Below are 21582 nucleotides of genomic sequence, written 5' to 3' on the forward strand. Positions count from 1 at the left end.
GAATTCCGGGCGACATGAAAACTCGTGCAGCCAAGCTGCCACAGGAAATTTGGGTACTGGTCGCCGCCAGCTTCGTCATCGCCCTCGGATTCGGGTTGGTCGCTCCGGCTCTACCGCAGTTCGCGCGCAGCTTCGACGTATCGGTCACCGCCGCCACGATCGTGATCTCGTCTTTCGCTTTTATGCGATTGGTGTTCGCGCCGATGAGCGGCTCTTTGGTACAGAAACTCGGTGAGCGTCCGGTCTACATCGTCGGCCTTTTGATCGTCGCGGTCTCGACCGGTGCGTGCGCTTTCGCCGGGGAGTACTGGCAGCTTCTGCTGTTCCGGTCGTTGGGCGGTATCGGGTCGACGATGTTCACCGTGTCGGCCCTCGGGCTGATCATTCGCATGTCACCGCCGGACAGTCGCGGCCGCGTCTCGGGGCTGTACGCGACAAGCTTTCTCATGGGATCGATCGGCGGCCCGCTGGTCGGCGGTGCGCTGTTGCAGTTCGGTCTGCGGATGCCGTTCATCATCTACGCAGTTGCGCTGGTGATCGCCGCGCTCGTTGTCTTCGTGAGCCTGCGTGGATCTCACCTGGCGTCACCGGACAAGGCTGTCGACGTGAAGTCGATGACTCTCACAGAAGGGCTCCAGTCGCCGGTGTACCGGGCAGCGCTCGGATCGAACCTCGCCTTCGGCGGGGTGATCTTCGGAGTTCGCGTTGCCATGGTCCCTCTGTTCGTCGTGGAGTTCCTCGACCGAGACCCGTCGATAGCGGCCTACGCTCTCACGATCTTTGCCGTCGGAAACGCGTTGGTATTGATCGTGTCCGGACGACTCTCGGACCGCTTCGGACGCAAGCCCTTTGTCGTGAGCGGTCTGCTCATCTGCGGTCTGGGAACCATCGCAATGGGATTCACCGACAACCTTGTGGTGTTCTTCGCCATCGCCGCAGTGACTGGTGTCGGCTCCGGGCTCATGAGTCCGGCCCAGCAGGCCGCGGTTGCCGATGTTGTCGGATCGACGGCCCGAGGCGGACCCGTTCTGGCGGTATTCCAGATGATGTCCGACATCGGTGGGGTAGTGGCGCCGATTTGTGCCGGGCTGATCGCCCAGCATGTGTCGTACTCGGCGGCCTTCGCGGTGATGGGAGCCGTAGTAGTCGTGTCGGCGACGGGTTGGTTGTTCGTTCCGTCGCGAACGAAGCCCGTCGAATCCGTCGTCGAAGATCTGACTGGTGTGACGGTGCTAACGGATACTCCTGCGCGGACAAACCTGGACTGACCGGGCATTCTGTACTCTCGATCGGGTGGCAATTCGCATCGTGAGTCTTGTGGCCCGATTGGGTTTGGCGGCCGTTTGGCTGATTTCCGGGGGACTCAAGTTTTTTGATCCCGTGCAGACGAAGATCGCGGTGCGCGCCTATCAACTGTTGCCCGAGTCGCTGGTAGGTCCGGTGGCGACGGCTCTTCCCCTGGTCGAAATAGTGCTGGGCCTGCTGATCCTCGTCGGGCTGGCGGTGCGCGTATCCGCTGCGGTCTCGGTGGTCATCCTCACGGTTCTCATTGCGGTGATCATTTCGGTGTGGGCCAGGGGATTGTCCATCGACTGCGGATGTTTCGGCGGCGGAGGTGCAGCCGACGTCGGCGCTTGGGACTATCTGAAGGAGATTCTCCGGGACCTGGGCTTCTTGGCACTTGCCGTCTGGCTGCTCGTGTTCCCGCGTTCGCCGCTCGCATTGGGGCCCGGATCACGCGCGGCGTTCTCAGTGGATACTCAGTCTTCAGTGGCAAGGTAAGCAATCGGTAAATCGTTTCGACGCACGAAGGACTGCATCAGCGTGAGCACCAAGAGCAGCAAGAACAAATACTCGCCGGAACCGGTCTCGAGCCGCTCCACCTACATCATCGGTGGCCTCGCGGTGCTCGTGATCGCGGCCCTCGTCATCGGCGGTGTCTTGTGGACGAACAGCAAGAACAAGCCCCAGAACGACGGCTACGGCTCCGTGCAGAGTTCCGAAGTTGCCGTCACGGTGCAGGACAACGGAGTGGTGCTGCTCGGCAAGCCCTCCGCCGCGACGACCATTGATCTCTTCGAGGATCCGCTGTGCCCGGCCTGCGCTGCTCTCGAGCACCTCAGTGGCCAGGCTCTCGCGGCCGCCGTCGACAACGGTGAAGTCGCCGTGCGGTACCACATGCTGAACTTCCTCAACCCGGCGTCGGGCAGCGGTGACTACTCCACACGGGCCGGCGCCGCTCTGCTCTGCGTCGCTCAGGGTGGTGACGCGATCGCGTACTCCGCATTCCACAACAAGCTTTTCGCGACCGACACGCAGCCTGCCGAGGGCGGCAGCAGCGATCACACCAACGACGACCTCGCCCAGATCGCTCGTGATGCGGGCGCATCCGAGGACGTGGCAACCTGCATCTCTTCCGGTACCAACGTCGAAGCAGCCGCGGCCAATGCTGCAGCCGCCAGCCAGGCGCTCAAGGATGTCGGGTCGAACGGGACGCCCACGGTAGTGGCGAACGGCAAGATCGTTGACACGGGCAGTAGCGACTGGGTTTCCAAGCTCTCCTCCTGAGTTGAAGCGGCCGCTCGGACGAGGAGCGGCCGCTTCGCTCTGACCAGGCGATTTGTTGCCCAGGAGTCAAGTGGTGTAACTTTCTTCCAGCAAGCGGAAAGCAGAAAAGCCGCTGCGAGTTCGACTGTTAGAGTGAATTGAATACGGGGCTATGGCGCAGCTGGTAGCGCACCACACTGGCAGTGTGGGGGTCAGGGGTTCGAGTCCCCTTAGCTCCACCCGAACAAATGCTCTGCACCAACCGGTGCAGAGCATTTGTTGTTTTCGAGCCAGTGTTGTGTTGTCGACCCTGTGTTTTTCGAGTCTCTATTGCATGCAGCACAGTTCTGCCTAGATGTGTCGACCGCCATAACGCCAGGGCGTCAATGTTCAATAACGTCCGCGATGAGGCCTGATCATCCCGTGCATTCTCGGCATGGGGACCGTCGGCGGAACGGAGAACCATGAGTGCACACGTGGCGATAATCGGGGCAGGATATGCGGGCGTCATGGCAGCGAAGCGACTGCTGCGAACTCGGTCGGACATCACGGTGAGCGTCGTGAATCCGCGCCCACACTTCGTGCAAAGAATCAGGCTCCATCAGATGATCGCGGCTGGCTACGACGCGACGGTCTCGTTCGACAGGGCGCTACCGCGTGCGGCACACCGAGTCTTCGGAGAGGTGACGACGATCGAGGCGGCGCGCGGCAGGCTCACCCTCGACGACGGAAGCGTGCTCGACTACGACTACTTGGTCTACGCAGTCGGAAGTAGGCAGTTACCCAGCACGATCGCCGGGGCGGACGAGCACGGGTTCGGCGTCGCCGAATTCGAGGACGCGGATCGCCTCTCGTCCAGGCTGGCGACTCTCGATGAGAAGGCTGCGGTCTGCGTTGTCGGCGGCGGTCTCACCGGGATCGAGACTGCCGCAGAATTGGCTGAGCAGCGAAGCAGCCGAATCACTTTGGTGACCGGAGGAATCTTGGCCCCGGATCTGTCAGATCGTGCTCGATCGGCAATTCTCAGAACATTGACCGACCTTGGGGTTGATATTGTCACCGAATCCCGGGTGACTCGGATCGACGGTTCGTCCTGCGAGCTAGCGGGAGGTGTACGGGTTGAGGCCGATTGCACGATTCTCGCGACAGAATTCGGTGTCCCCGAGCTGGCGCGCCGAAGTGGCCTCCCGGTCGACGATCTCGGTCGTCTGAAGGTCGACGATCGACTGGAATGCTCGTCCCACCCCAACATCTTTGGTGCGGGTGATGCGGTCGCAGTCGGTGATCTTTCACTGAGGATGAGTTGTCAGGCCGCGATCCCCTTGGGAGTCCATGCGGCCGAAACGATCCTGCATCGACTCGAAGGTTCCGCGCCGCGCCCGGTGGCTCCGAAGTTCGCAGGCCGGTGCATCAGTCTCGGGAGGCGGCGAGGTGTGTTCCAGCGGACCACTCGTGTCGACGAGTCAACGGGAGTGGTCATTGCGGGCAGGGCGGGTGGATTCGTCAAGGAAAGGGTCTGTTCGTCGACGACCGAATGGGCTGTCACTCCGCGCCGCTCTCTCTTCTACAGCTGGACGTGAGCCGCAGTTGGTCACGCTCGATCGCAGATTCGGTCGATGATCGCCGCAGTCTTGCGGACGTACGGTTGACGGACGACGTCTTCGTGACACGCGTCGACGTCGTCGAAATCGAGGGAGCCTGTGGCGATGAGTGACCAGATCTCACGTCCACGGTTGTTGGTGGCTCCACGGATCACCGTGACAGGCGCGGCGCACGTTCGCATCCGATGCTTCCGGAGCGCCTGGCCGCCGATGTAGAGGAACACCGTCCACTGGGTGGCCGGTGGGTACTGCAGAATGCCGGCGAAGAGCGTGCGGATCCACATCGCCGCGACGGTGCGCCTGGTCGGCTTCCATCGAATATTGGTGGATGGTTGTGGTGCGAGATCGACGATCGACGGATCCAAGCTGATGCCCGCTCGACCGGCCAGTCGTGCGGCAGTCTCGGTGGAGATTCTGGTGTCGAGAACGGTGACGTGCTCGACAGTGTCACCGGACTCGGACAGCTGTGACGCCATCTCCAGCGCCACGTAGCCGCCGTACGAGTAACCGGCGAGGAGGTATGGCCCGGTGGGCTGAATCTTCTTGATTTCGAATATGAAACGGCGGGCGCTTGCTTTCACTGACCGGTCGGGTAGTCCGCGAGATTCGAAGCCATGTGGCTGAAGTGCGTAAACCGGCCGATCGGTGTGAAGCGCTTTCGACAAGGTGGACAGCGTCGTCGATGGGCACCCCGCTCCGTTCATGATGAACAGCGGTCGCCCGGACCCTTCGAGCTTCAGCGGAACCATCGTGTTGTGACAGACACGATCATCGGGATCGATTCTGCACCGATCCACCAGCGCTGCAAGGTCTTTGACGGTGCTGGCGGCCGCGAACTCCGCCGCCGTGATCCGGATCCGGAACATGTCGTGAATCTTTGCCACCACTTCGGTTGAAGCAAGCGAATCGCCACCGAGTTCGAAGAAGTCGTCATCACGGTCGATGGAGTCGATACCGAGAATCGACTCCCAGATCGAGGACAACCACAATTCGGCGGGCCCGGCGAGAGTCGGTGGAGTGGACCGCACCGCGACAGTCGGCAGCGTCGGGCGATCGACCTTTCCTCTTTCGTTGCGCGGCAACGCTGGCATCAGAACAAAATGTCGGGGGAGCATCCAGGCCGGTAGAAATTTGGCCAATTCGCGGCGCATTTCGGCGCCCGACCGTGCCATCACGGCTTTGGTCAGGACCACGTAGGCGACAATCTCCGGTCGATCGTTCTCGAGGACGACAGCCACGCAAACATCGGCGACGCCGGGAATTCGACGAATATGCGCCTCGACTTCCATCGGCTCTACCAAATAGCCCCGAATCTTGACGGCGTCGTCGACGCGTCCCCGCAGTTGTAGCTCGCCGCGTTCGTCGATACGGCCCCGGTCACCGGTCCGGTAGATGCTCACTCCGTCGCCGAGGCGCGTGAATCGTGCCGCAGTGCGATCCGGGTCACCGTGGTATCCATCGGCAAGATCGCTCGAGACAACCTGTATCTCGCCGATCTCTCCGTCGGGGAGAGGCACGCCGTTCACATCGACGATCTGTACGTCCTTGCCGTCGCGAGCACGTCCGGCCGGAACCACTCCGACGGGTAGTTCGGAATGTGGTGGGAACGCGTTGTACGCGACGACACCGGTCTCGGTGGTGGCCAGCCAGTTGACGTACGTGACGCGAGCGAAGCCGTGACTGCGATGGCGCGCGTAGTCCTCGCCGTGAACTGCTTCCCCGTACGTCACGACGACCCGCAGCAATCCGAGCGAATTATCCGGTGTTTCATCGGATTCGAGGCCTGACCACGCCCGCAGGAATGACGGCGCGCAGTGCGCGGTCGTGATCGAATTCTCGATCAGCCAGTCGTCGATTCCCGAAACTCCGTCTATGCGTGGATCCCAGCAGAAGACCGTGACGCCGTTCATCAGTCCCATGATCAGGGCCGTGATTCCGGCTCCGAAACTGACGGGCAAGAGGTTTCCGATGTGATCGTCGGGGCGCAGGTCGATTGCTGCGGCGAGTTCGTCGGCTTTGTTCAGGCACATGGAGTGGCTCAACACGACTCCCTTGGGCGCTCCACTGGTCCCTGATGTGAACGCGATCATGGCAGGGTCGGAACTCGATGGTTCCAGCGCGTTGTCGAAACGGAAGCCGGTTGCGGCCGATTCGTCGAGGATCGACTGCAGCGCGACGGCGCCCGAGGCGCTCATGATGTGCGCTCGCCGGGCCTCGGGGAGTTGTGGGTCGATCATGACCAAGGGCCGACCGGAAATCAGAGTAGCGAGGATGGCGGGCACCGACTCGGCGGTTGGTTCGAGATCAACCGCAACCGGGCGAGCCCCGTGTGACCCACGCAGGCGAAGTTCGCGGACCAATGCATCGGTCCGGAGTTCGAGTTCGGCGAAAGTGATCCGGTCGCGCGGAGTCACGACGGCAACGCTGTCATGCTGCATCGAGGTGACTCGGCGCCACCTCGACTCGATCGTCTCGTCGATGACTGCATAGCGAGTGCGCTCGAGACCTAAGTCGACAACCTTCATCACAGTAGCTCCGTCCGACTTTCAGCTATCTTTGAGCAAAGACTACATAAGGTTTGTGAAGTAGGTCCATAACAAACCGAAAGTAGTTTTACATACCTCCCCATCCTCCAGTCCGTCAGCTCCGAATACCTTGAGGAACCAATGCCGATCGAGCGTTGTACAGACGAGGAGCAATGACATGAAGTGGTCGGGGCGAAGTGCGATTGCGATTGCGGGAGTGTGCGCCGCAGCGACGCTGTTTTCGGGAACCGCGCAGGCGAGCCCACTCTGGGAACCTCTGCAGCCGGTGGCGAACCTGGACGCCGCGCGCTACGTAGGGGAATGGAACCAGGTGGCGGCGATTCCTCAGCCCTTCAACCTCGCGTGCGCGAAGGACACCCGGGCGAGTTACGGGATCGTCGATTCGTCGAACGTGAGCGTGAAGAACACGTGTACGACGTGGACCGGCCAAGCCAACGAGATCGTCGGGAATGCCCGAGTTACCGATCCAGCAACGGGTGCCCAGTTGCATGTGAGCTTCCCCGGGGTGCCCTCGCAGGAGAGTTTGGACGGTCCGCCCAACTACATCGTCACGTATATCGCCGACGACTATTCGTGGGCACTGGTGGGCGATCCACTCAGGCTTTCCGGGTTCGTGCTCTCACGGTCCCCGATTGTCGACGCGGCCGGCTGGAGTGAGATCCGTCGGGTCGCCGAATCCCGTGGATACAACGCGTGCACGATCTTGACGTCACCAACCACCGAGGGCACGTCGGACATCCGTCCGCTCTGCACGGTGTGAGTCTGCTGTCAGCGTGAACCTTCCGGAGCCACACTCCACTACGATCACTGATCGGTACGTGTGGTTTCGGAAGGTTGCGTGGTGGCGAAGAAGCAGATTCCCGTAATAGTCGTCGCAGGCTTTCTCGGCTCGGGAAAGACGACGCTGCTCAACCATCTTCTGCGCAACAACGACGGTGTACGCATCGGCGTGATCGTCAACGACTTCGGCTCCGTCAACATCGACTCGATGATGGTCGCCGGTCAGGTCGATTCGATGGTGTCTCTCAGTAACGGCTGTTTGTGCTGCGCTGTCGACGTCTCGGACATGGACGAGATGCTGAACAAGTTGGCGCACCGGCAATCCGGGATCGACGTCATCGTCATCGAGGCGAGCGGGCTTGCTGAGCCGCGGAACATGATTCGACTCGTCCTCGGAAGTGGGAACCCGTCTGTCGTCTACGGCGGCCTGGTGGTCCTGGTCGACGGAGCCAATTTCTCCACCGTTCGCCGCGAACATCCCGAGCTCGATCAACATGTCCGCCTGGCAGACCTGGTGGTAGTCAACAAGATCGACAGCGTTCCGGTCTCCGAGCGCGAGAGATTCACGGCCGGAATTCGCGAGTTGAATCCGCGAGCGCCGATAGTGGAGACGGCGCATTCACGGATAGACCCTGCTCTGCTGTTCGATTCCGGTGAGGTGACCCCTCCCGCTCCGGGCGATCAACTGAGCCTCGACGAGCTCCTGCGCGAGGGGCACGACGACGATCACGAGGACGGCTCGTGTCACCACGATCACCTGCACCACCGCTACGAATCGGTTGATTTCACGTCGGAGATGCCACTCGATGCCAGGGCTCTGACGCATTTCCTCGAGAATCAACCGCCTGGGGTGTACCGCATCAAAGGATTCGTGAACTTCGAGATTCCGGGTTACACAGGAAAATTCGAGATCCAATCGGTGGGTGATCATGTTCGGATCACGCCGCTGCGGTGGAAGTCGGGCGAACCTCGAACCACGCAACTGGTTGTGATCGGTACCGGGATGGATTCGGGAGTGGTCGGCAGCGCACTCCGCGCCTGCGTGCGCGAGGAAACGGTCGAACCGCACCCCGACGCCATGCTGGGATTGCACCGCTATACCGTCGGGGCGTGAGTGAATCAGATGTATCCGTGTACGAAGCGATTCGGCGACGGCGAGACGTTCGCGCCGAGTTCTCGGGAGAGGTCATCCCCGACGAAACTCTGATGCGCATTCTCGACGCCGCCCATCGCGCGCCGAGCGTGGGAAACACGCAACCGTGGGATTTTGTCGTCGTTCGTAATCCGGAGACGCTCAATACCTTCGCGGCACATGTCGCCGATGCCCGGCTGAAGTTCGCGCAGTCTTTGCCCGAGGATCGCCGATCGACGTTCGACCCTATCAAGATCGAGGGAATCGCCGAGAGCGGTACCGGCATCGTCGTCACTTACGACCCGTCACGCGGTGGCCCGAACATCCTCGGCCGTCATACCGTCGACGACACCGGACTGTTCTCGGCGGTACTCGCAATTCAGAATTTGTGGCTCGCCGCAGTGGCCGAGGAGATCGGCATCGGCTGGGTTTCGTTCTACGACGAGAAGTACCTCACCGAACTCATGGGCATTCCGTCGCCCGTACGCCCCATTGCGTGGCTGTGCGTCGGGAAGGTGACTGAGTTTCAACAGGTTCCGGATCTCGAGCGCTTCGGATGGCGACAGCGCCGGCCATTGGCCGACGCTGTCCACTACGAAACCTATTGAGTTGTACCGGGTGGCCTAGCGCGCGGGACGGCCCCCGGTGGAGCCTGCGGTGCGAGCGCCGCCGCCGGTGCGGGGACGGCGAGCGCCGCCGCCTGCATGTTCCTGACGAGCAACTCCGCCGGTGCGAGCACCGCGTGACTGACCGCCCTGTCCGGAGCGCGCCTGACCCGAACGTGCTGCGCCGCCGCGTCCACCCTGGCCGGCGGGACGCTGTCCGCGTCCACCGTTCGGCTGGGCCGGAGCCTTCGGAGCCGGCGTGACGTGCGGTGCGATGTCGCCGACCAACTTGACGACGTGCTCGGAGTTGGCAGTCGAACGAACCGGGGTCACCTTGATGGCTGCCTTACGCATGAGGATCGCGAGATCCTTACGCTGCTCGGGCAGAACCACGGTGACCACGTCGCCGGCGCTGCCTGCTCGAGCGGTGCGACCACTGCGGTGCAGGTACGCCTTGTGCTCGGCCGGCGGATCGACGTGGACGACCAACTCGACGTCGTCGACGTGGACGCCGCGCGCTGCGACGTCGGTGGCGACGAGGACGCGCGCTTCACCGGCGGAGAATGCCGCCAGGTTACGGTCGCGAGCAGCCTGAGAGAGGTTGCCGTGCAGGTCCACTGACGGGATGCCCGACTCGGTGAGCTGGCGAGCCAACTTGCGTGCCTGGTGCTTGGTGCGCATGAACAGGATGCGACGACCGGTACCGGAAGCGAGCTTCTCGACCAGAGCCTTCTTGGCTTCGACGCCGTCGACGTCGAACACGTGGTGCGTCATCGCTGCGACGGGGGAGTTGGCCTCGTCGACCGAATGCATGACCTCGTTCTTGAGGAAACGCTTGACGAGCTTGTCGACGCCGTTGTCCAGCGTTGCCGAGAACAGAAGGCGCTGCCCGTCCTGCGGGGTGGACGAGAGGATGCGGGTGACGACGGGCAGGAAGCCGAGGTCGGCCATGTGGTCGGCCTCGTCGAGCACGGTGATCTCGACGGCGTCGAGGCTGACGAATTTCTGCTTCATGAGGTCTTCGAGGCGACCGGGGCAGGCGACGACGATGTCGACTCCGGCCTTGAGAGCCTGAACCTGGCGGTGCTGCGAGACGCCACCGAAGATGGTGGTCACGCGCAAGTCGTATGCGGCGGCCAACGGTTCGAGGGTTGCGGTGATCTGGGTGGCGAGCTCACGCGTCGGTGCGAGCACCAGGCCGAGCGGTCGACCCGGACGACGCTTTCCTCCGGACAGTTCGCCGGCGAGGCGGGAGACCATGGGGATGGAGAACGCGAGGGTCTTGCCGCTTCCGGTCTTTCCGCGGCCCAGTACGTCGCGCCCCGAAAGAGTGTCGGGGAGGGTGTCGATCTGGATCGGGAACGGAGAAGTGATTCCGCCGTCTTCGAGAGCTTTCACCAGCGGTGCGCGCACACCGAGGGCTGCGAAGGTGGTAGCGGGCGTAGAGATGTCAGACAAGTGTGTTCAGAGCCTTTCGGGCACGTGTTCGTGCCCGGATGCCGACACGGGAATTAACCGGTCGAACAATCAAGCACAGTGGTGGCGGCGCTGCCGGTCGGCAGGCTTCTTCGCCGTAAGAAGAGCGGGTGCATTGAGCACTCAGCAAGAAAATTTGCGTTCTACGACGCTGGATGCCCGATTTCAGGCACCTAGTGATCGCAACTCTACCTTCTCGGAGCGTTCGACCTACAACCCGACCCATTCGGAGACGCCGTTTGCGAAGTGTTGCCGCTTCCAGATCGGTACCTCGTGCTTGATGCGCTCCACCAGTTCGGCGCACGCGGCGAACGCCTCCGCTCGATGCGGGGCGGCGACGGCGGCGACCAGTGCGAGGTCACCGATCTCGAGGTGGCCGACGCGATGGATCGCGGCAACCGGCAGGCCGGTCGAGGCTGCAACCTCTTGGCAGCACGTCTCGAGAAAGCGTTCCGCGTCCGGGTGTGCCTGGTACTCCAACGCTGAAACTGCTTGACCTCCATCGTGATTGCGCACCGTTCCCGTGAACACCACAACAGCGCCGTTCTTCGGACCGGCAACGGCGGCGTCGACGGTGTCTGCGTGAATCGGTTGCTCGGAGATCCGAGCCAGTAGCTCACTCATCGTGTGCTCCTCCGCCTGCGACCTGCGCGAGCAGGTGATCGATGATGGGTTCGAGGACGGCGAGACCGTCCTTCACTCCACCGGGAGAACCCGGAAGATTGACGATGACCGTCGTACCTGTGAGACCTGCCACACCACGGCTCAGTGACGCGTGTGGGGTCTTCTCGAGGCCCTTGGTTCGGATCGCTTCTGCGACCCCGGGCAACTCACGGGTCAAGACTGCCCGGGTAGCTTCCGGGGTTGCATCCGTGGGGGAAGCACCGGTGCCGCCGGTGCTGATGACAAGCGACGGGGAGCCCTCCTTGGCGTCAGCGATGCCTGCCGCGATGTCTGCGTCGGCGTACACAAGCGGTCCACGCACCTCGAAGTCCCGCTCGCGTAGCCAGGCTGCGATCGTCGGTCCGGTGGTGTCGGGTCTGGTTCCGTTGGCACCGCCGGTGGAAGCGACGAGGACGGTTGCGGACCGTGGCGAGGTGAAGGCGTGCGCTGGAGATGTCTGTGCGTTCTGAGTGTCGCGGGTCCAATGTCCGTGTTTACCACCGTCTTTGGTGAGCAGGCGAACACCGTTCATGGTGGCTCCGGGATCGACCGCTTTGACCATGTCGTGCAAGGTCAGGCCGGCTACCGCGACGGCGGTGAGTGCTTCCATCTCGACGCCGGTCTGTCCGCGAGTCTTTGCCGTCGCTTCGACGGTGATCGAGGTTTCGGTGAACCCGAATTCCACCTTGACCGACGAAAGCGCGAGCTGATGACACAACGGGATCAGCTCGGACGTCCTTTTTGCACCGGCGATTCCGGCAATGCGCGCGGTGGTGAGGACATCGGCCTTGGGCATGCCGTCGGCGCGGACGAGGCGAACTACCTCGGCGGTCGTGACGAGTTCACCGGCAGCGACGGCGATGCGCGTCGTCTCGGCCTTGGCGCTGACGTCGACCATGCGCGCTCGGCCTTCGCTGTCGACGTGTGTCAATTCGGTCATGAGTGTCCTTTGAATCAGATCGAGTGAATCAAATCGAGGAAGTCGAGAGCGGGAGGACGTCGACGAGATCGCCCGCGCCGAGTTCGGTCACGGCAGCGGGGACGTCGATCAGGACGTCGGCCCACGCCATTGCTGCAACGAGGTGCGAGCCGGGTCCGGCCACGAGTTCGATACCGTCCGCAGTTCTACGCGCGCGCAGGAACTGGCGCTTGCCATCAATCGAGTGCAGCGGTGCAGTCAGTGGCAGCCGTTCGCGCGGGATCTCGGGCAGACCCGCGGCCCGGCGCAGTTCGCTGCGGGCGAAGACCTCGAACGAGACCATCGTGCTGACCGGGTTGCCCGGGAAACTCAGGACCGGCACTTCGTTCACCACTGCAGTGCCTTGCGGGCCACCAGGTTGCATTGCGACGTGGCCGAAGTGTGCACCCAGAGGGGTGAGAGTTTCCTTCACCACCTCGAAATCGCCCATGGACACCCCACCGGAGGTGAAAACCAGATCGGCGACCGAGGTTGCGTACGAGAGTAATTCGCGGAATTCGGCCGGGTCGTCGCTGCTTCGGGCGACGGATACGACATCGGCGCCGTTGGCTTCGGCCAATGTTGCCAAAGCTGGTCCGTTGGAATCGTAGATCTCGCCGGGTTCGAGAGTTGTTCCGGCACTTTTCAGTTCGGCGCCCGTCGTAATTATCGCGACCCGTGGCTTCGTGTACGTGTCGAGCGAGGCCAGGCCCACAGCACTCAGCGCGGCGATATGGCGAGGTTCCAAGTGTGTTCCGGCCGTGACCAGTAGCATTCCGGCAGTGATGTCACTGCCACGTTCGCGAACGAATTCGCCTACAGACCTGCCCCGTTCGATGGTGACCACGTGCTCGGTGACGCCCGTGGTGTCCTCGACGGGAACGACGGCGTCGGCACCCTCGGGGAGCGGCGCACCGGTCATGATGCGAAATGCCGATCCTGGAAGGTGTTTCGGTGGTTTTCCGCTTCCAGCGGCGATCACGCCTCGAACCGTCAGTGTGGTCGGAACCGAGGCCACAGAAGCAGCATCGACCGCATATCCGTCCATCTGTGAGTTGCGGAAGAGGGGCAGGTCCACCGGCGATGCGATATCCGAGCAAGTTATGCGCCCCAACGCTTCTGCCGTCGGAACCGCCGACGGAGAGAGGGTGTGCAGGCCGGTGAGCAATCCGGAGATGTGCGCAGCGTGTTCCTCGACCGAACGCGCGCTCATGACAGTAACCTCGACAACCTCGACATGTTTTGATCCTAGGCGGTGTGGTCCGTCCGACACACGGAGTACGGCTTTCGGTCATACTGGAGCAATACGGAAGTTGGTGAAGTGATGACAGTGGTCTCGATGGGAATTCCCACCGTGCGGTTTGACGCTGCCTCCCTCGCCGGTCGTCCCGAGACGGATCTCCTGGTCGACAGGTTCGGGCGTGTTGCCAGAGATCTGCGAGTCTCGATCACCGAGAAGTGTTCACTTCGTTGCACGTATTGCATGCCGGAGGAAGGCTTGCCGGCCATCGCTGCGGAAGACCTTCTGAGTGCCGACGAGATCGTTCGAGTAGTCGGAATCGGTGTCGAACGAGTCGGTATTCGCGAGGTGAGGTTCACCGGCGGCGAACCGCTGATGCGTAGTGACCTCGAAAAGATCATCGCGGGGTGCGCCGCGCGCGTGCCAGGAATTCCACTTGCCATGACCACCAACGCCGTTGGGCTCGAACATCGTGCCGCAAAGCTGGCTGCAGCTGGTTTGACCCGCGTCAATGTTTCCCTGGATTCGGTTGATCGCGCGCACTTCGCGGAATTGACGCGTCGAGACAGGTTGCCTTCGGTTCTCGCGGGAATCCGAGCGGCCGCGGTGGCTGGACTGGCGCCGCTCAAGGTAAATGCCGTTCTCATGCGCGAAACGCTCCACGGCGCGGCGGACCTTTTACAGTGGTGCCTCGACGCCGGAGTCGAATTGCGGTTCATCGAACAAATGCCTCTCGATGCAGACCATGCTTGGGCGCGCGAGAACATGGTGACTGCGGCTGAATTGCTGTCGGAATTGAGTGACCGTTTCGAATTGGCCGCAATCGGTCGCGAAGACCCGTCGGCTCCTGCTGAAGAATGGCGTGTCAACGGAACTGAAATGACGGTGGGGATCATCGCTTCGGTGACGCGCTCGTTCTGCAGTGATTGCGATCGGACGCGAATGACTGCAGAGGGGACAATTCGGTCATGTTTGTTCAGTGACCGTGAAGTTGATCTGCGTGCCGCGCTCAGGGCCGGAGCAAGTGACGACGAACTTGCGGATTTGTGGCGCGGTGCGATGTGGAACAAATGGGCAGGGCACGGCATCGACGCCGCGGACTTCGTTCCGCCCGAAAGAAGTATGGGAGCGATCGGTGGCTGATCCGCATTCGATCTCGGTTCGTTACTTTGCTGCTGCAGCGGATGTATCCGGTTGCCGTAGCGAGGTAGTCGCCATTTCGCCCGACAACACACTTGCCGAGTTGGTGGCGGTCTTGGTCGGGCGATACGGACCGGAGATGGAGCGAGTGCTGTCGGTCTCGGCTTTCCTCGTCGGTGACGAGTTGACCCGCGACGTCTCTCGAGCCTCCGGTAGCGCTGTGGATATTCTTCCCCCTTTCGCGGGAGGATAGTTCGAGGATCGTCGGCGTAGCTATCTGTGGGCTGCCGACGTTTTGTCCTATTTCGGTTCCCCGGTCTAAATATTTATATCTTGATCACTCCAGCTCAAGTGGCATCTATCTCCGTTTTCTCCATTGTTGGTCAATTGTCCAGCATTGGTCGTATTGTTTAGTTTCTCCTACTTTTGGGGGAGTAAATGCACTTTTAATTGCCCAGGTGAATTGTCATCTGTTTGGATGACAAAAGAAATACCTTCGCTGTTGGTAATTGTCGACATGTGTTAATTTTGGCGCAATTCCAGTCGGGATATGTGAAAGGTATTTCAATGTCGATTAATTCCACGCGCCGTGTCGGCGTCGTCGTAGCGCTCCTCGGGGCAGCTGCACTCACCGCTCCAGCAATTGCTACTGCGCTTCCGTCCACCGGTTCTCTCGGCTCTTCTGCGCCGGAAGCCTCGTGCTCGACGCTGTCCACCGAAGCGACGCCGAACGGGTGGGGCATCCCGTTCACCGACGAGAAGGATCAGACCGCGTCGTACTCGGCCGACAACGTTCTCGACAAGGACGGTTCACTGAAGCTGGCCGTCGACGGTACCGGCGATCGTTCGGTTTCCTACCATTCGGCCGGCGGTATCAAGCTGTCCGACGCAGTCAGCAAGGCGATCGGCTTTGCCGAGCGCGCCGCCACGCCGACTGCGGCGTTCCAGCTCCGCCTCACCGGAACCACCGGCGGAAAGTTCGAGAACGGATTCACCACCCTGGTGTGGGTCCCGGGACCGGACGCGACGCCGACGGCTGACGGCGGCGTTCACGCGGATCTCCAGAAGGGCGTGTGGTGGAGCACTCAGAACATCGACGGCGCCAAGGACCGCGTGTCAGTGCCTTTGGCTGACATCGTCGCCGCGAACCCGAAAGCGGTAGTCGACCACTACGGCGTCAGTGTCGGGACCGGCTCCGCTGCCACCTCGACGCTGGTCGATGCGGTGCAGTTCAACGGATGCACCACCAACTTCGCGAAGAAGGATCCGGCTTCGGGAACGGGTTCGCTGGGCGACGTCTTCGGCAGCCTGTTCGGTAGCTAGTCGCTGGTAAGAGTTACTTCCACCAGTCATCCAGGGGTGTGACCGGCACCGTGCGCTTGTGACGAGTGTTGGCGAACATCTTCTCGAGCTTTTCGGCTACCTCGGAGGAAACGTCCTTTCCTTCGAGGTAGTCGTCTATCTGTGAGTACGTGACGCCGAGGGCAACTTCGTCGGGCAGCGCGGGTCGGTCGTCCTCGAGGTCGGCGGTCGGCACCTTGCGCCACGTGCTCTCGGGTGCGCCCAATTCCTGCAGTAGCGCAGCGCCCTGACGTTTGCTCAGGCCGGTGAGCGGCGTGATGTCGACGCCGCCGTCACCGAATTTCGTGAAGAAGCCGGTAATCGCTTCTGCGGCGTGGTCGGTACCGATTACCAAGTAGCCGAGCTGACCGGCAATTGCATACTGAATGACCATTCGTTCGCGCGCCTTGATGTTGCCGCGGACGAAGTCGCGTAGTTCGCCGTTCCCCAACGCCTCGGAGGCCTCACGGGCTGTGGCGTCGGCGCCAGGCTTGACGTTGACCGTGAGAGAGCGGTCCGGCTTGATGAAGCCGAGTGCGATCTGAGCATCGGATTCGTCGGCCTGCGCGCCATAGGGGAGTCGAACGGCGACGAACTCGGCCTCGTGGCCTTCTTCACGAAGTTCAGTGACCGCGCGTTGGGCGAGGGCTCCGGCGAGCGTGCTGTCCTGACCGCCGCTGATTCCCAGAACGAACCCTTTGGCGGGGGTCGAGCGCACGTAGTCCTTCAGGAACTGGACTCGCGCGCGAACCTCCGCTGCGGCGTCGATTGTCGGCTTTGTGCCGAGTTCTTCGATGATGCTTTCACGCAGTGTGGCCATGAATGGACTCTAGCGATGTGAGCAGGCGCGTGCAGTGCCACCGTATCCGGGGCGGTACGGTCGCGCACATGAGTGCGAACAACGTTCTGGTGGTCAGTGCGACGAAGTCGGAAGCGGCATACGTGCCGCAAGGATACGAACTGCTGATCACGGGGATTGGAAAGGTCAGTGCTGCAACAGCAGTCGCCTCTGCTCTCGCGCGGTACGAGCGGGAGAATCTGCCGCTGGTCGTCAACATCGGGACCGCCGGTGCGCTGCACGCGCACCACGGTGGCCTCTATGTTCCCGGGGTCGTCATCAATCACGACATCAGCAGCACCGCGATCCGAGCGCTGGGGCACGACGTCGCGGACCGTTTGGTGCTCGCCGGCGGTGACGACTCGGTGTTGGCGACCGGCGACGCATTCATCGCCGACACTGCGACCCGGGACGCTCTCGCTCAGCGAGCCGATCTGGTCGACATGGAGGGGTTTGCCATCGCATTCGCCGCGCAGGCTGCGGGTGCTACCTGCCGACTCGTCAAACATGTCAGCGATCACGCGGACGACTCGGCCTTGGACTGGCCCGCGATGATCGATGCCAGCGCCCGCGAATTGGGGCGCTGGCTGCTCGACAACGTCTGATCGAGCCTGCAGCGTCTGGTCAAGCCTGCGCAGTCAGTATCAATCCGGTGTTGTCGGGCTTGCGCAGGGTCAGTGTGTCGGCGTCGACGGTGTAGCTCACTTCACCGTCGAGTACCGCCAGGATCTGACGCTCGATGTCCATGTTCTCCTCGGGGCAGGCCATTCGCGTGGTTGCCATCGGCGTGAACGTGACTGTGGTGTCGGATACCTGGGCGCTTCCGGTCATGCGATTGCATCCGGTGGTTCCGCTGACCGAACCGTCTGCGGCAATCGTGAGTTCGGGAGCTGACGTCTCCAGAGCCAGGCTCGTACTGATCGCATCGGGACCGATGAGTGACGTGACGGTCCACGTCGTGCCCTGCAGAGGTCGATCCGGCGTGACGATCTTCTTGTCCTGCAGAGTCACTGTGGCGTCGTCCGATGTCAGGGTGAGGGTGTCGCCGTCGAGGCTCCACGTCGGCGCGGAGGTCAGCAATGTTGTTGTCCAGGCGTCGGATTCGGCGATGCCGGGAGGGCAGCCCATCATGGTCGACGCCATGGTGCCGGTGGTCAGCTTGCCGTCGGTGAACTCGACCGAGCCGTTTGCCGTGTTGCATCCGGCACTCGCGGACACTCGATCCGCTTGGCTGAAATCGAGAGTCAGCGGGCCACCGCCGGGAATTTGTGTTCCGTCGACGGAGGTCGAGATGAAGACGCGGCCGGAGGGGTCCGTCTTGTCCTCGGGGGAGTCGGACGAAGCGGAGCAACCGCTTACCGCGGCGATGGTCAGGAGGCCGATGACGGCAGCTGCGATGCGCATGGGCTCACATTAAGTGGTGGGACGGATCTGGGGAGTCAACATCGAGTAACGCGCCGGGCAAGGTCTTCCCAGCCGGCGGCCAGGCGCTCGGTGGTCATCCCGAGATCGCGCACCTGATGAAGGACAAGCGACGCTTCGAGTGGTGCCAACAGCGCTGAAGCGAGCAGATCGAGGTCGCCCTCGACGCCGGCTCCTCGAAGAAGTCCGATGACGTGAGCGATGCCGAGTGCTCGTGCCGGACCGCCGAAGCGGTATTCAGGAGCGTTTTCCGCCGCTCGGAGGACTTCGCCCTGTACTTCCACCATGGCGATCCGGGCTCGTCCGAACGCGATGAGGCGCTCGATCGGCGGCGCGCCAGGACCCAACGGTGGGGGGCCGAACATGAATGCCTGCTGCAGTTCTCGCTCGGTGTGATCGAGCAGTGCCTGCATCAGTCCCGATCGATTGCCGAAGCGCCGAAAAACTGTGCCCTTGCCCACACCGGCCCGGCACGCGACGGCATCCATCGTGACCGCGTCGACACCTCGCTCGGCGACGAGGAGGGCTGCGGCGTCGAGCAGAAGTACGCGGTTACGTGCTGCGTCACCGCGCTCGACGGGTACGGCGCCGATCTGGGGGAGGGGGATTGCGCTCACGGGATCAGGTTACAGGTCCGGGGAATGTAAGTGGACCGCGGTCCGTTTAGTTGATATAACTTTCAACCGGAGCCACCAACCGCACCACTCTCGAAGGAATCTCGTTATGTCACAGACCAATGTTCTCGTTCTCGTCGGCAGCCTGCGCGCCGGATCCGTCAATCGCCAGCTTGCCGAGACGGCTGTGTCCGCCGCACCCGAGGGTGCAACGCTGACGGTCTTCGAAGGCCTCGCCGACGTCCCCTTCTACAACGAAGACATCGACGTCGAGGGTGCTTCCATTCCCGCTGTCGACGCACTGCGCGCCGCTGCGAGCGACGCTGACGCGTTCCTGCTCGTAACCCCCGAATACAACGGCACCATCCCCGCAGTTCTGAAGAACGCCATCGACTGGATCTCGCGTCCGTACGGTGTCGGTGCAGTCAAGGACAAGGCTGTCGCAGTCATCAGCGCGTCGCCCAGCGGCAACGGCGCCAAGTGGGCACACGAAGACACCACCAAGGCGGTCCGCATCGCCGGCGGCAAGGTCGTCGAGGACACCGCACTGAGCATCGGTGGAACCGGCGCACTGTTCGGTGAGCTGCACCCGCGCGAGAACGCAGAGGTGCTCGCTCAGGTCTCCAAGGTCGTCTCCGACCTCGTCGACGCCAGCAAGCAGCTCGTCAACGCGTAATCCGTTTCACGAGTGAGGGCCATGCCGGAAGGTATGGCCCTCACTCGTATGCGAGTCACGCCCATCTGTGCGCTAGAGCCCTTCGCGTTCCATCGCGTCGTCGACGGCGTCGCGAACCGCTTCGAAATCCTTGCCGGCCATCATCGCTTCGCCCATCGCGGCGTCGATACGGTCGGCGACGACGGCGTACCGACGCTCCCAGTTCTCCTTGTCCTCCCGCCAGTAACCCATCACGTGCATGCGGGGTGCCGGGATTTCCCATGTTCGACGCAGATGGGTGCGGATGCGTCTGGCGGTCGCGGCCTCGACTGCGCACCAGATGTAGCCCTCGCCGGGAGGCAGGGGAATGGCGGCCAATTCGGCGAGCAGTGAGTCTGCTTCGTCGATCCATCGGTAGTGAGCGTCGGCGCGCGTCGTGAACGTCTGCTGTTCGCTCGGCGCGGGCACCTGTGCAATGACGTGGATCGGTAGACCGTCGGGTGCTTCTTCCAAGATCCGCCCGATCGCTGGCAGTGCGGCGTGATCGGCGACGAGTAGCAGCCAGTCGCACTCTGTCGGCGGCTTGAACCACCCGCTCGCAGTCGAAAGATGTACGGTCTCGCCCGGTTGCGCATTCTCGGCCCAGAGCGCAGCTCCGCCGTGGCCGTGGAGAACGAAGTCGATCTCCAGTTCGTTCTTCGAGGGCTGCCAGTGCCGGACCGTGTAACTACGGGCGTGAGGGGGGTCGACGGGGAATCTGACGAGCACCCGTTCGTCGGGGCTCCCGCTCGTCTCGAAGTCGCTCAGGCCCGCACCGCCGAAGGTGATTCTGCGCATCTTAGGTGTCACCTGCTGCGTTCTCGTCACGGTTGCCTGGTGGCGCGGAGCTTCGTCCTTCGGGGGTGTTTCCACGACGCTCATGGTAGGTCCGAGTAGTGGTTTTCAGATGCTGTCAGGCCTGCGACCGAAATGTGACGGGCGACACGCCGACGCGCCGGAAGATGTGTGGGCTGAACTGGGGCTACCTGGGAATTTCAACGATGTGACTCACAACATCTCGCGTTATGTGTTTCTGTCGGCCACTAGGTGTAGTGTCTTGAGCACTGAGAGACCACAACGCGGAACGCCTCGAGCGAGACTCCGGCAATCGGTCGAATCGGTGCTGAACATCACTACATCGGCCTTTGTTGGCTAAGCGAAAGAGGGACTCTCATGAGCATCACCGTCTACACCAAGCCCGCTTGCGTTCAGTGCAATGCCACCTACCGCGCCCTCGACAAGGCCGGTCTCGAATACAACATCATCGACATCACCGAGGATGCCGAAGCCCGCGACTACGTCATGGCTCTCGGGTACCTCCAGGCGCCCATCGTGGTTGCCGGTGAAGATCACTGGTCGGGTTTCCGTCCCGATCGCATCAAGACCCTGACCGTCGCTGCTTGAAGCGCCGCAGTGTCGGCGGTGGACACCTCCGCCGACACATCTGAGTAGTTCCGGGCACCGTACAAGAAAATGGTGACAACCGATGACTTCGCTGGTCTATTTTTCCAGCGTGTCGGAGAACACCCACCGATTCGTTCAACGTCTCGGCCTGCCTGCGACACGTATACCTATCCATGACCGTGACGGCTCATTTCGTGTAGACGAGCCCTATGTGCTGATTCTGCCCACCTATGGTGGCGGGGTCACCGTGACAGGGCGCGACACCAGTTATGTGCCGAAGCCGGTCATTCGTTTTTTGAACAATCCACACAACAGGTCGTTGATCAGAGCAGTGATCGCGGCAGGAAACACCAATTTCGGTGAGTCCTTTTGCTATGCAGGAAACATCATTTCCCAGAAATGCCACGTTCCTTTTCTGTACCGGTTCGAACTCATGGGCACTGCCGAAGATGTCGACCGAGTACGAGAAGGCTTGGGGGAGTTCTGGAATCATCTCGAAACAGAGAAGGAGCACGGGCAGTGGCGCCAACCATCACTGACACGATCGCGGCAGGAAGCGTAGAGCGTGATGCACGCGGCGG

General features: G+C 62.1%; 23 protein-coding genes and 1 tRNA gene. 15 read left to right on the top strand and 9 right to left on the bottom strand.

Annotated features, from left to right (window positions below):
• The first annotated feature begins 14 nt into the window (after nt 1–14).
• From FEZ59_RS27665 to FEZ59_RS27685, 5 genes are all read left to right on the top strand, one after another.
• The gene (locus FEZ59_RS27665) at nt 15–1268 is read left to right on the top strand and encodes an MFS transporter (RefSeq protein WP_069145922.1); all 1254 of its coding nucleotides are present in this window, start codon (nt 15–17) and stop codon (nt 1266–1268) included.
• A gap of 25 nt (nt 1269–1293) precedes the next feature.
• Nucleotides 1294–1782: a MauE/DoxX family redox-associated membrane protein gene (locus tag FEZ59_RS27670; protein WP_019747868.1), complete on the top strand. Its 489-nt coding sequence runs from the start codon at nt 1294–1296 to the stop codon at nt 1780–1782.
• 42 nt (nt 1783–1824) lie between these two features.
• Nucleotides 1825–2568, top strand: coding sequence for a thioredoxin domain-containing protein (locus FEZ59_RS27675; protein WP_172933472.1), 744 nt, complete (start codon nt 1825–1827; stop codon nt 2566–2568).
• 145 nt (nt 2569–2713) lie between these two features.
• Nucleotides 2714–2786, top strand: a tRNA-Ala gene (locus FEZ59_RS27680).
• 225 nt (nt 2787–3011) lie between these two features.
• Nucleotides 3012–4127 carry an FAD-dependent oxidoreductase gene (locus FEZ59_RS27685; protein WP_080656765.1) on the top strand — a complete coding sequence of 372 codons (1116 nt, stop codon included), beginning with the start codon at nt 3012–3014 and terminating at the stop codon, nt 4125–4127.
• 11 nt (nt 4128–4138) lie between these two features.
• Here the strand turns inward: FEZ59_RS27685 and FEZ59_RS27690 are convergent, their stop codons facing one another.
• On the bottom strand, nt 4139–6673 hold the full coding sequence (locus FEZ59_RS27690) for an AMP-binding protein (RefSeq protein WP_172933473.1): 2535 nt from the start codon (nt 6671–6673) through the stop codon (nt 4139–4141).
• A gap of 178 nt (nt 6674–6851) precedes the next feature.
• Here FEZ59_RS27690 and FEZ59_RS27695 point away from each other — a divergent pair, with 178 nt between their 5' ends.
• From FEZ59_RS27695 to bluB, 3 genes are all read left to right on the top strand, one after another.
• Entirely contained in the window at nt 6852–7454 is a 603-nt protein-coding gene (locus FEZ59_RS27695; RefSeq protein ID WP_021334361.1) for a lipocalin family protein, read from the top strand.
• A gap of 81 nt (nt 7455–7535) precedes the next feature.
• Nucleotides 7536–8588 carry a GTP-binding protein gene (locus tag FEZ59_RS27700; RefSeq protein WP_172933474.1) on the top strand — a complete coding sequence of 351 codons (1053 nt, stop codon included), beginning with the start codon at nt 7536–7538 and terminating at the stop codon, nt 8586–8588.
• Nucleotides 8585–9214 carry a 5,6-dimethylbenzimidazole synthase gene (bluB, locus tag FEZ59_RS27705; protein WP_019747874.1) on the top strand — a complete coding sequence of 210 codons (630 nt, stop codon included), beginning with the start codon at nt 8585–8587 and terminating at the stop codon, nt 9212–9214. The genes FEZ59_RS27700 and bluB overlap by 4 nt, the downstream gene beginning before the upstream one ends.
• A 15-nt stretch (nt 9215–9229) precedes the next feature.
• Here the strand turns inward: bluB and FEZ59_RS27710 are convergent, their stop codons facing one another.
• The 4 genes from FEZ59_RS27710 to glp all read right to left on the bottom strand — a co-directional run bounded on the left by FEZ59_RS27710 (nt 9230) and on the right by glp (nt 13521).
• Nucleotides 9230–10669 carry a DEAD/DEAH box helicase gene (locus tag FEZ59_RS27710; protein WP_019747875.1) on the bottom strand — a complete coding sequence of 480 codons (1440 nt, stop codon included), beginning with the start codon at nt 10667–10669 and terminating at the stop codon, nt 9230–9232.
• A 228-nt stretch (nt 10670–10897) separates the two neighbouring features.
• Entirely contained in the window at nt 10898–11311 is a 414-nt protein-coding gene (locus FEZ59_RS27715) for a molybdenum cofactor biosynthesis protein MoaE (protein WP_003944730.1), read from the bottom strand.
• The gene (gene moaCB, locus FEZ59_RS27720; RefSeq protein WP_172933475.1) at nt 11304–12290 is read right to left on the bottom strand and encodes a bifunctional molybdenum cofactor biosynthesis protein MoaC/MoaB; all 987 of its coding nucleotides are present in this window, start codon (nt 12288–12290) and stop codon (nt 11304–11306) included. Before moaCB ends, FEZ59_RS27715 begins: the two co-directional genes overlap by 8 nt.
• Before the next feature lie 28 nt (nt 12291–12318).
• On the bottom strand, nt 12319–13521 hold the full coding sequence (gene glp, locus FEZ59_RS27725; protein WP_172933476.1) for a gephyrin-like molybdotransferase Glp: 1203 nt from the start codon (nt 13519–13521) through the stop codon (nt 12319–12321).
• A 111-nt stretch (nt 13522–13632) separates the two neighbouring features.
• Here glp and moaA point away from each other — a divergent pair, with 111 nt between their 5' ends.
• The 3 genes from moaA to FEZ59_RS27740 all read left to right on the top strand — a co-directional run bounded on the left by moaA (nt 13633) and on the right by FEZ59_RS27740 (nt 16011).
• Entirely contained in the window at nt 13633–14691 is a 1059-nt protein-coding gene (gene moaA / locus FEZ59_RS27730; RefSeq protein ID WP_134998797.1) for a GTP 3',8-cyclase MoaA, read from the top strand.
• Entirely contained in the window at nt 14684–14941 is a 258-nt protein-coding gene (locus FEZ59_RS27735) for a MoaD/ThiS family protein (RefSeq protein ID WP_003944706.1), read from the top strand. Before moaA ends, FEZ59_RS27735 begins: the two co-directional genes overlap by 8 nt.
• Before the next feature lie 314 nt (nt 14942–15255).
• Nucleotides 15256–16011: a hypothetical protein gene (locus FEZ59_RS27740; RefSeq protein ID WP_020969281.1), complete on the top strand. Its 756-nt coding sequence runs from the start codon at nt 15256–15258 to the stop codon at nt 16009–16011.
• 13 nt (nt 16012–16024) lie between these two features.
• Here FEZ59_RS27740 and nadE read toward each other — a convergent pair whose 3' ends face one another.
• The gene (gene nadE / locus FEZ59_RS27745; RefSeq protein ID WP_042951470.1) at nt 16025–16849 is read right to left on the bottom strand and encodes an ammonia-dependent NAD(+) synthetase; all 825 of its coding nucleotides are present in this window, start codon (nt 16847–16849) and stop codon (nt 16025–16027) included.
• A 68-nt stretch (nt 16850–16917) separates the two neighbouring features.
• Here nadE and FEZ59_RS27750 point away from each other — a divergent pair, with 68 nt between their 5' ends.
• Nucleotides 16918–17472 (top strand): nucleosidase, encoded by a 555-nt coding sequence (locus FEZ59_RS27750; protein WP_019747881.1) that lies wholly within the window; start codon nt 16918–16920, stop codon nt 17470–17472.
• A gap of 19 nt (nt 17473–17491) precedes the next feature.
• Here the strand turns inward: FEZ59_RS27750 and FEZ59_RS27755 are convergent, their stop codons facing one another.
• Together FEZ59_RS27755 and FEZ59_RS27760 are read right to left on the bottom strand one after the other, a co-directional pair.
• Nucleotides 17492–18271 (bottom strand): META domain-containing protein, encoded by a 780-nt coding sequence (locus FEZ59_RS27755; protein WP_060938651.1) that lies wholly within the window; start codon nt 18269–18271, stop codon nt 17492–17494.
• A 35-nt stretch (nt 18272–18306) separates the two neighbouring features.
• The gene (locus tag FEZ59_RS27760; RefSeq protein ID WP_019747883.1) at nt 18307–18906 is read right to left on the bottom strand and encodes a TetR/AcrR family transcriptional regulator; all 600 of its coding nucleotides are present in this window, start codon (nt 18904–18906) and stop codon (nt 18307–18309) included.
• 106 nt (nt 18907–19012) lie between these two features.
• Here FEZ59_RS27760 and FEZ59_RS27765 point away from each other — a divergent pair, with 106 nt between their 5' ends.
• Nucleotides 19013–19579, top strand: coding sequence for an NAD(P)H-dependent oxidoreductase (locus FEZ59_RS27765; protein ID WP_019747884.1), 567 nt, complete (start codon nt 19013–19015; stop codon nt 19577–19579).
• A gap of 72 nt (nt 19580–19651) precedes the next feature.
• On the opposite strand, the gene FEZ59_RS27770 is transcribed toward FEZ59_RS27765, so the two are convergent.
• Nucleotides 19652–20479 (bottom strand): siderophore-interacting protein, encoded by an 828-nt coding sequence (locus FEZ59_RS27770; RefSeq protein ID WP_134998801.1) that lies wholly within the window; start codon nt 20477–20479, stop codon nt 19652–19654.
• A gap of 291 nt (nt 20480–20770) precedes the next feature.
• On the opposite strand from FEZ59_RS27770, the gene nrdH reads away from it, so the two are divergent.
• Entirely contained in the window at nt 20771–21001 is a 231-nt protein-coding gene (gene nrdH, locus FEZ59_RS27775) for a glutaredoxin-like protein NrdH (RefSeq protein WP_019747886.1), read from the top strand.
• An 82-nt stretch (nt 21002–21083) separates the two neighbouring features.
• A complete protein-coding gene (gene nrdI / locus FEZ59_RS27780; protein ID WP_003944767.1) occupies nt 21084–21563 on the top strand; it encodes a class Ib ribonucleoside-diphosphate reductase assembly flavoprotein NrdI in 480 nt (159 codons plus the stop codon).
• Nucleotides 21564–21582 lie beyond the last annotated feature (19 nt).

It is taken from the genome of Rhodococcus sp. MS13, from assembly GCF_013277835.1.
Taxonomy (GTDB): Bacteria; Actinomycetota; Actinomycetes; order Mycobacteriales; family Mycobacteriaceae; genus Rhodococcus_F; species Rhodococcus_F erythropolis.

Coding starts and splice junctions, on each gene's coding strand:
- FEZ59_RS27715 (WP_003944730.1), bottom strand. CDS start 11,311: ATGAGTGAGCTACTGGCTCGGATCTCCGAGCAACCGATTCACGCAGAC.
- FEZ59_RS27770 (WP_134998801.1), bottom strand. CDS start 20,479: ATGAGCGTCGTGGAAACACCCCCGAAGGACGAAGCTCCGCGCCACCAG.
- glp (WP_172933476.1), bottom strand. CDS start 13,521: ATGAGCGCGCGTTCGGTCGAGGAACACGCTGCGCACATCTCCGGATTG.
- FEZ59_RS27695 (WP_021334361.1), top strand. CDS start 6,852: ATGAAGTGGTCGGGGCGAAGTGCGATTGCGATTGCGGGAGTGTGCGCC.
- FEZ59_RS27740 (WP_020969281.1), top strand. CDS start 15,256: ATGTCGATTAATTCCACGCGCCGTGTCGGCGTCGTCGTAGCGCTCCTC.
- moaCB (WP_172933475.1), bottom strand. CDS start 12,290: ATGACCGAATTGACACACGTCGACAGCGAAGGCCGAGCGCGCATGGTC.
- FEZ59_RS27685 (WP_080656765.1), top strand. CDS start 3,012: ATGAGTGCACACGTGGCGATAATCGGGGCAGGATATGCGGGCGTCATG.
- FEZ59_RS27765 (WP_019747884.1), top strand. CDS start 19,013: ATGTCACAGACCAATGTTCTCGTTCTCGTCGGCAGCCTGCGCGCCGGA.
- FEZ59_RS27755 (WP_060938651.1), bottom strand. CDS start 18,271: ATGCGCATCGCAGCTGCCGTCATCGGCCTCCTGACCATCGCCGCGGTA.
- FEZ59_RS27690 (WP_172933473.1), bottom strand. CDS start 6,673: ATGAAGGTTGTCGACTTAGGTCTCGAGCGCACTCGCTATGCAGTCATC.
- moaA (WP_134998797.1), top strand. CDS start 13,633: ATGACAGTGGTCTCGATGGGAATTCCCACCGTGCGGTTTGACGCTGCC.
- FEZ59_RS27750 (WP_019747881.1), top strand. CDS start 16,918: ATGAGTGCGAACAACGTTCTGGTGGTCAGTGCGACGAAGTCGGAAGCG.
- FEZ59_RS27665 (WP_069145922.1), top strand. CDS start 15: ATGAAAACTCGTGCAGCCAAGCTGCCACAGGAAATTTGGGTACTGGTC.
- nrdI (WP_003944767.1), top strand. CDS start 21,084: ATGACTTCGCTGGTCTATTTTTCCAGCGTGTCGGAGAACACCCACCGA.
- nrdH (WP_019747886.1), top strand. CDS start 20,771: ATGAGCATCACCGTCTACACCAAGCCCGCTTGCGTTCAGTGCAATGCC.
- nadE (WP_042951470.1), bottom strand. CDS start 16,849: ATGGCCACACTGCGTGAAAGCATCATCGAAGAACTCGGCACAAAGCCG.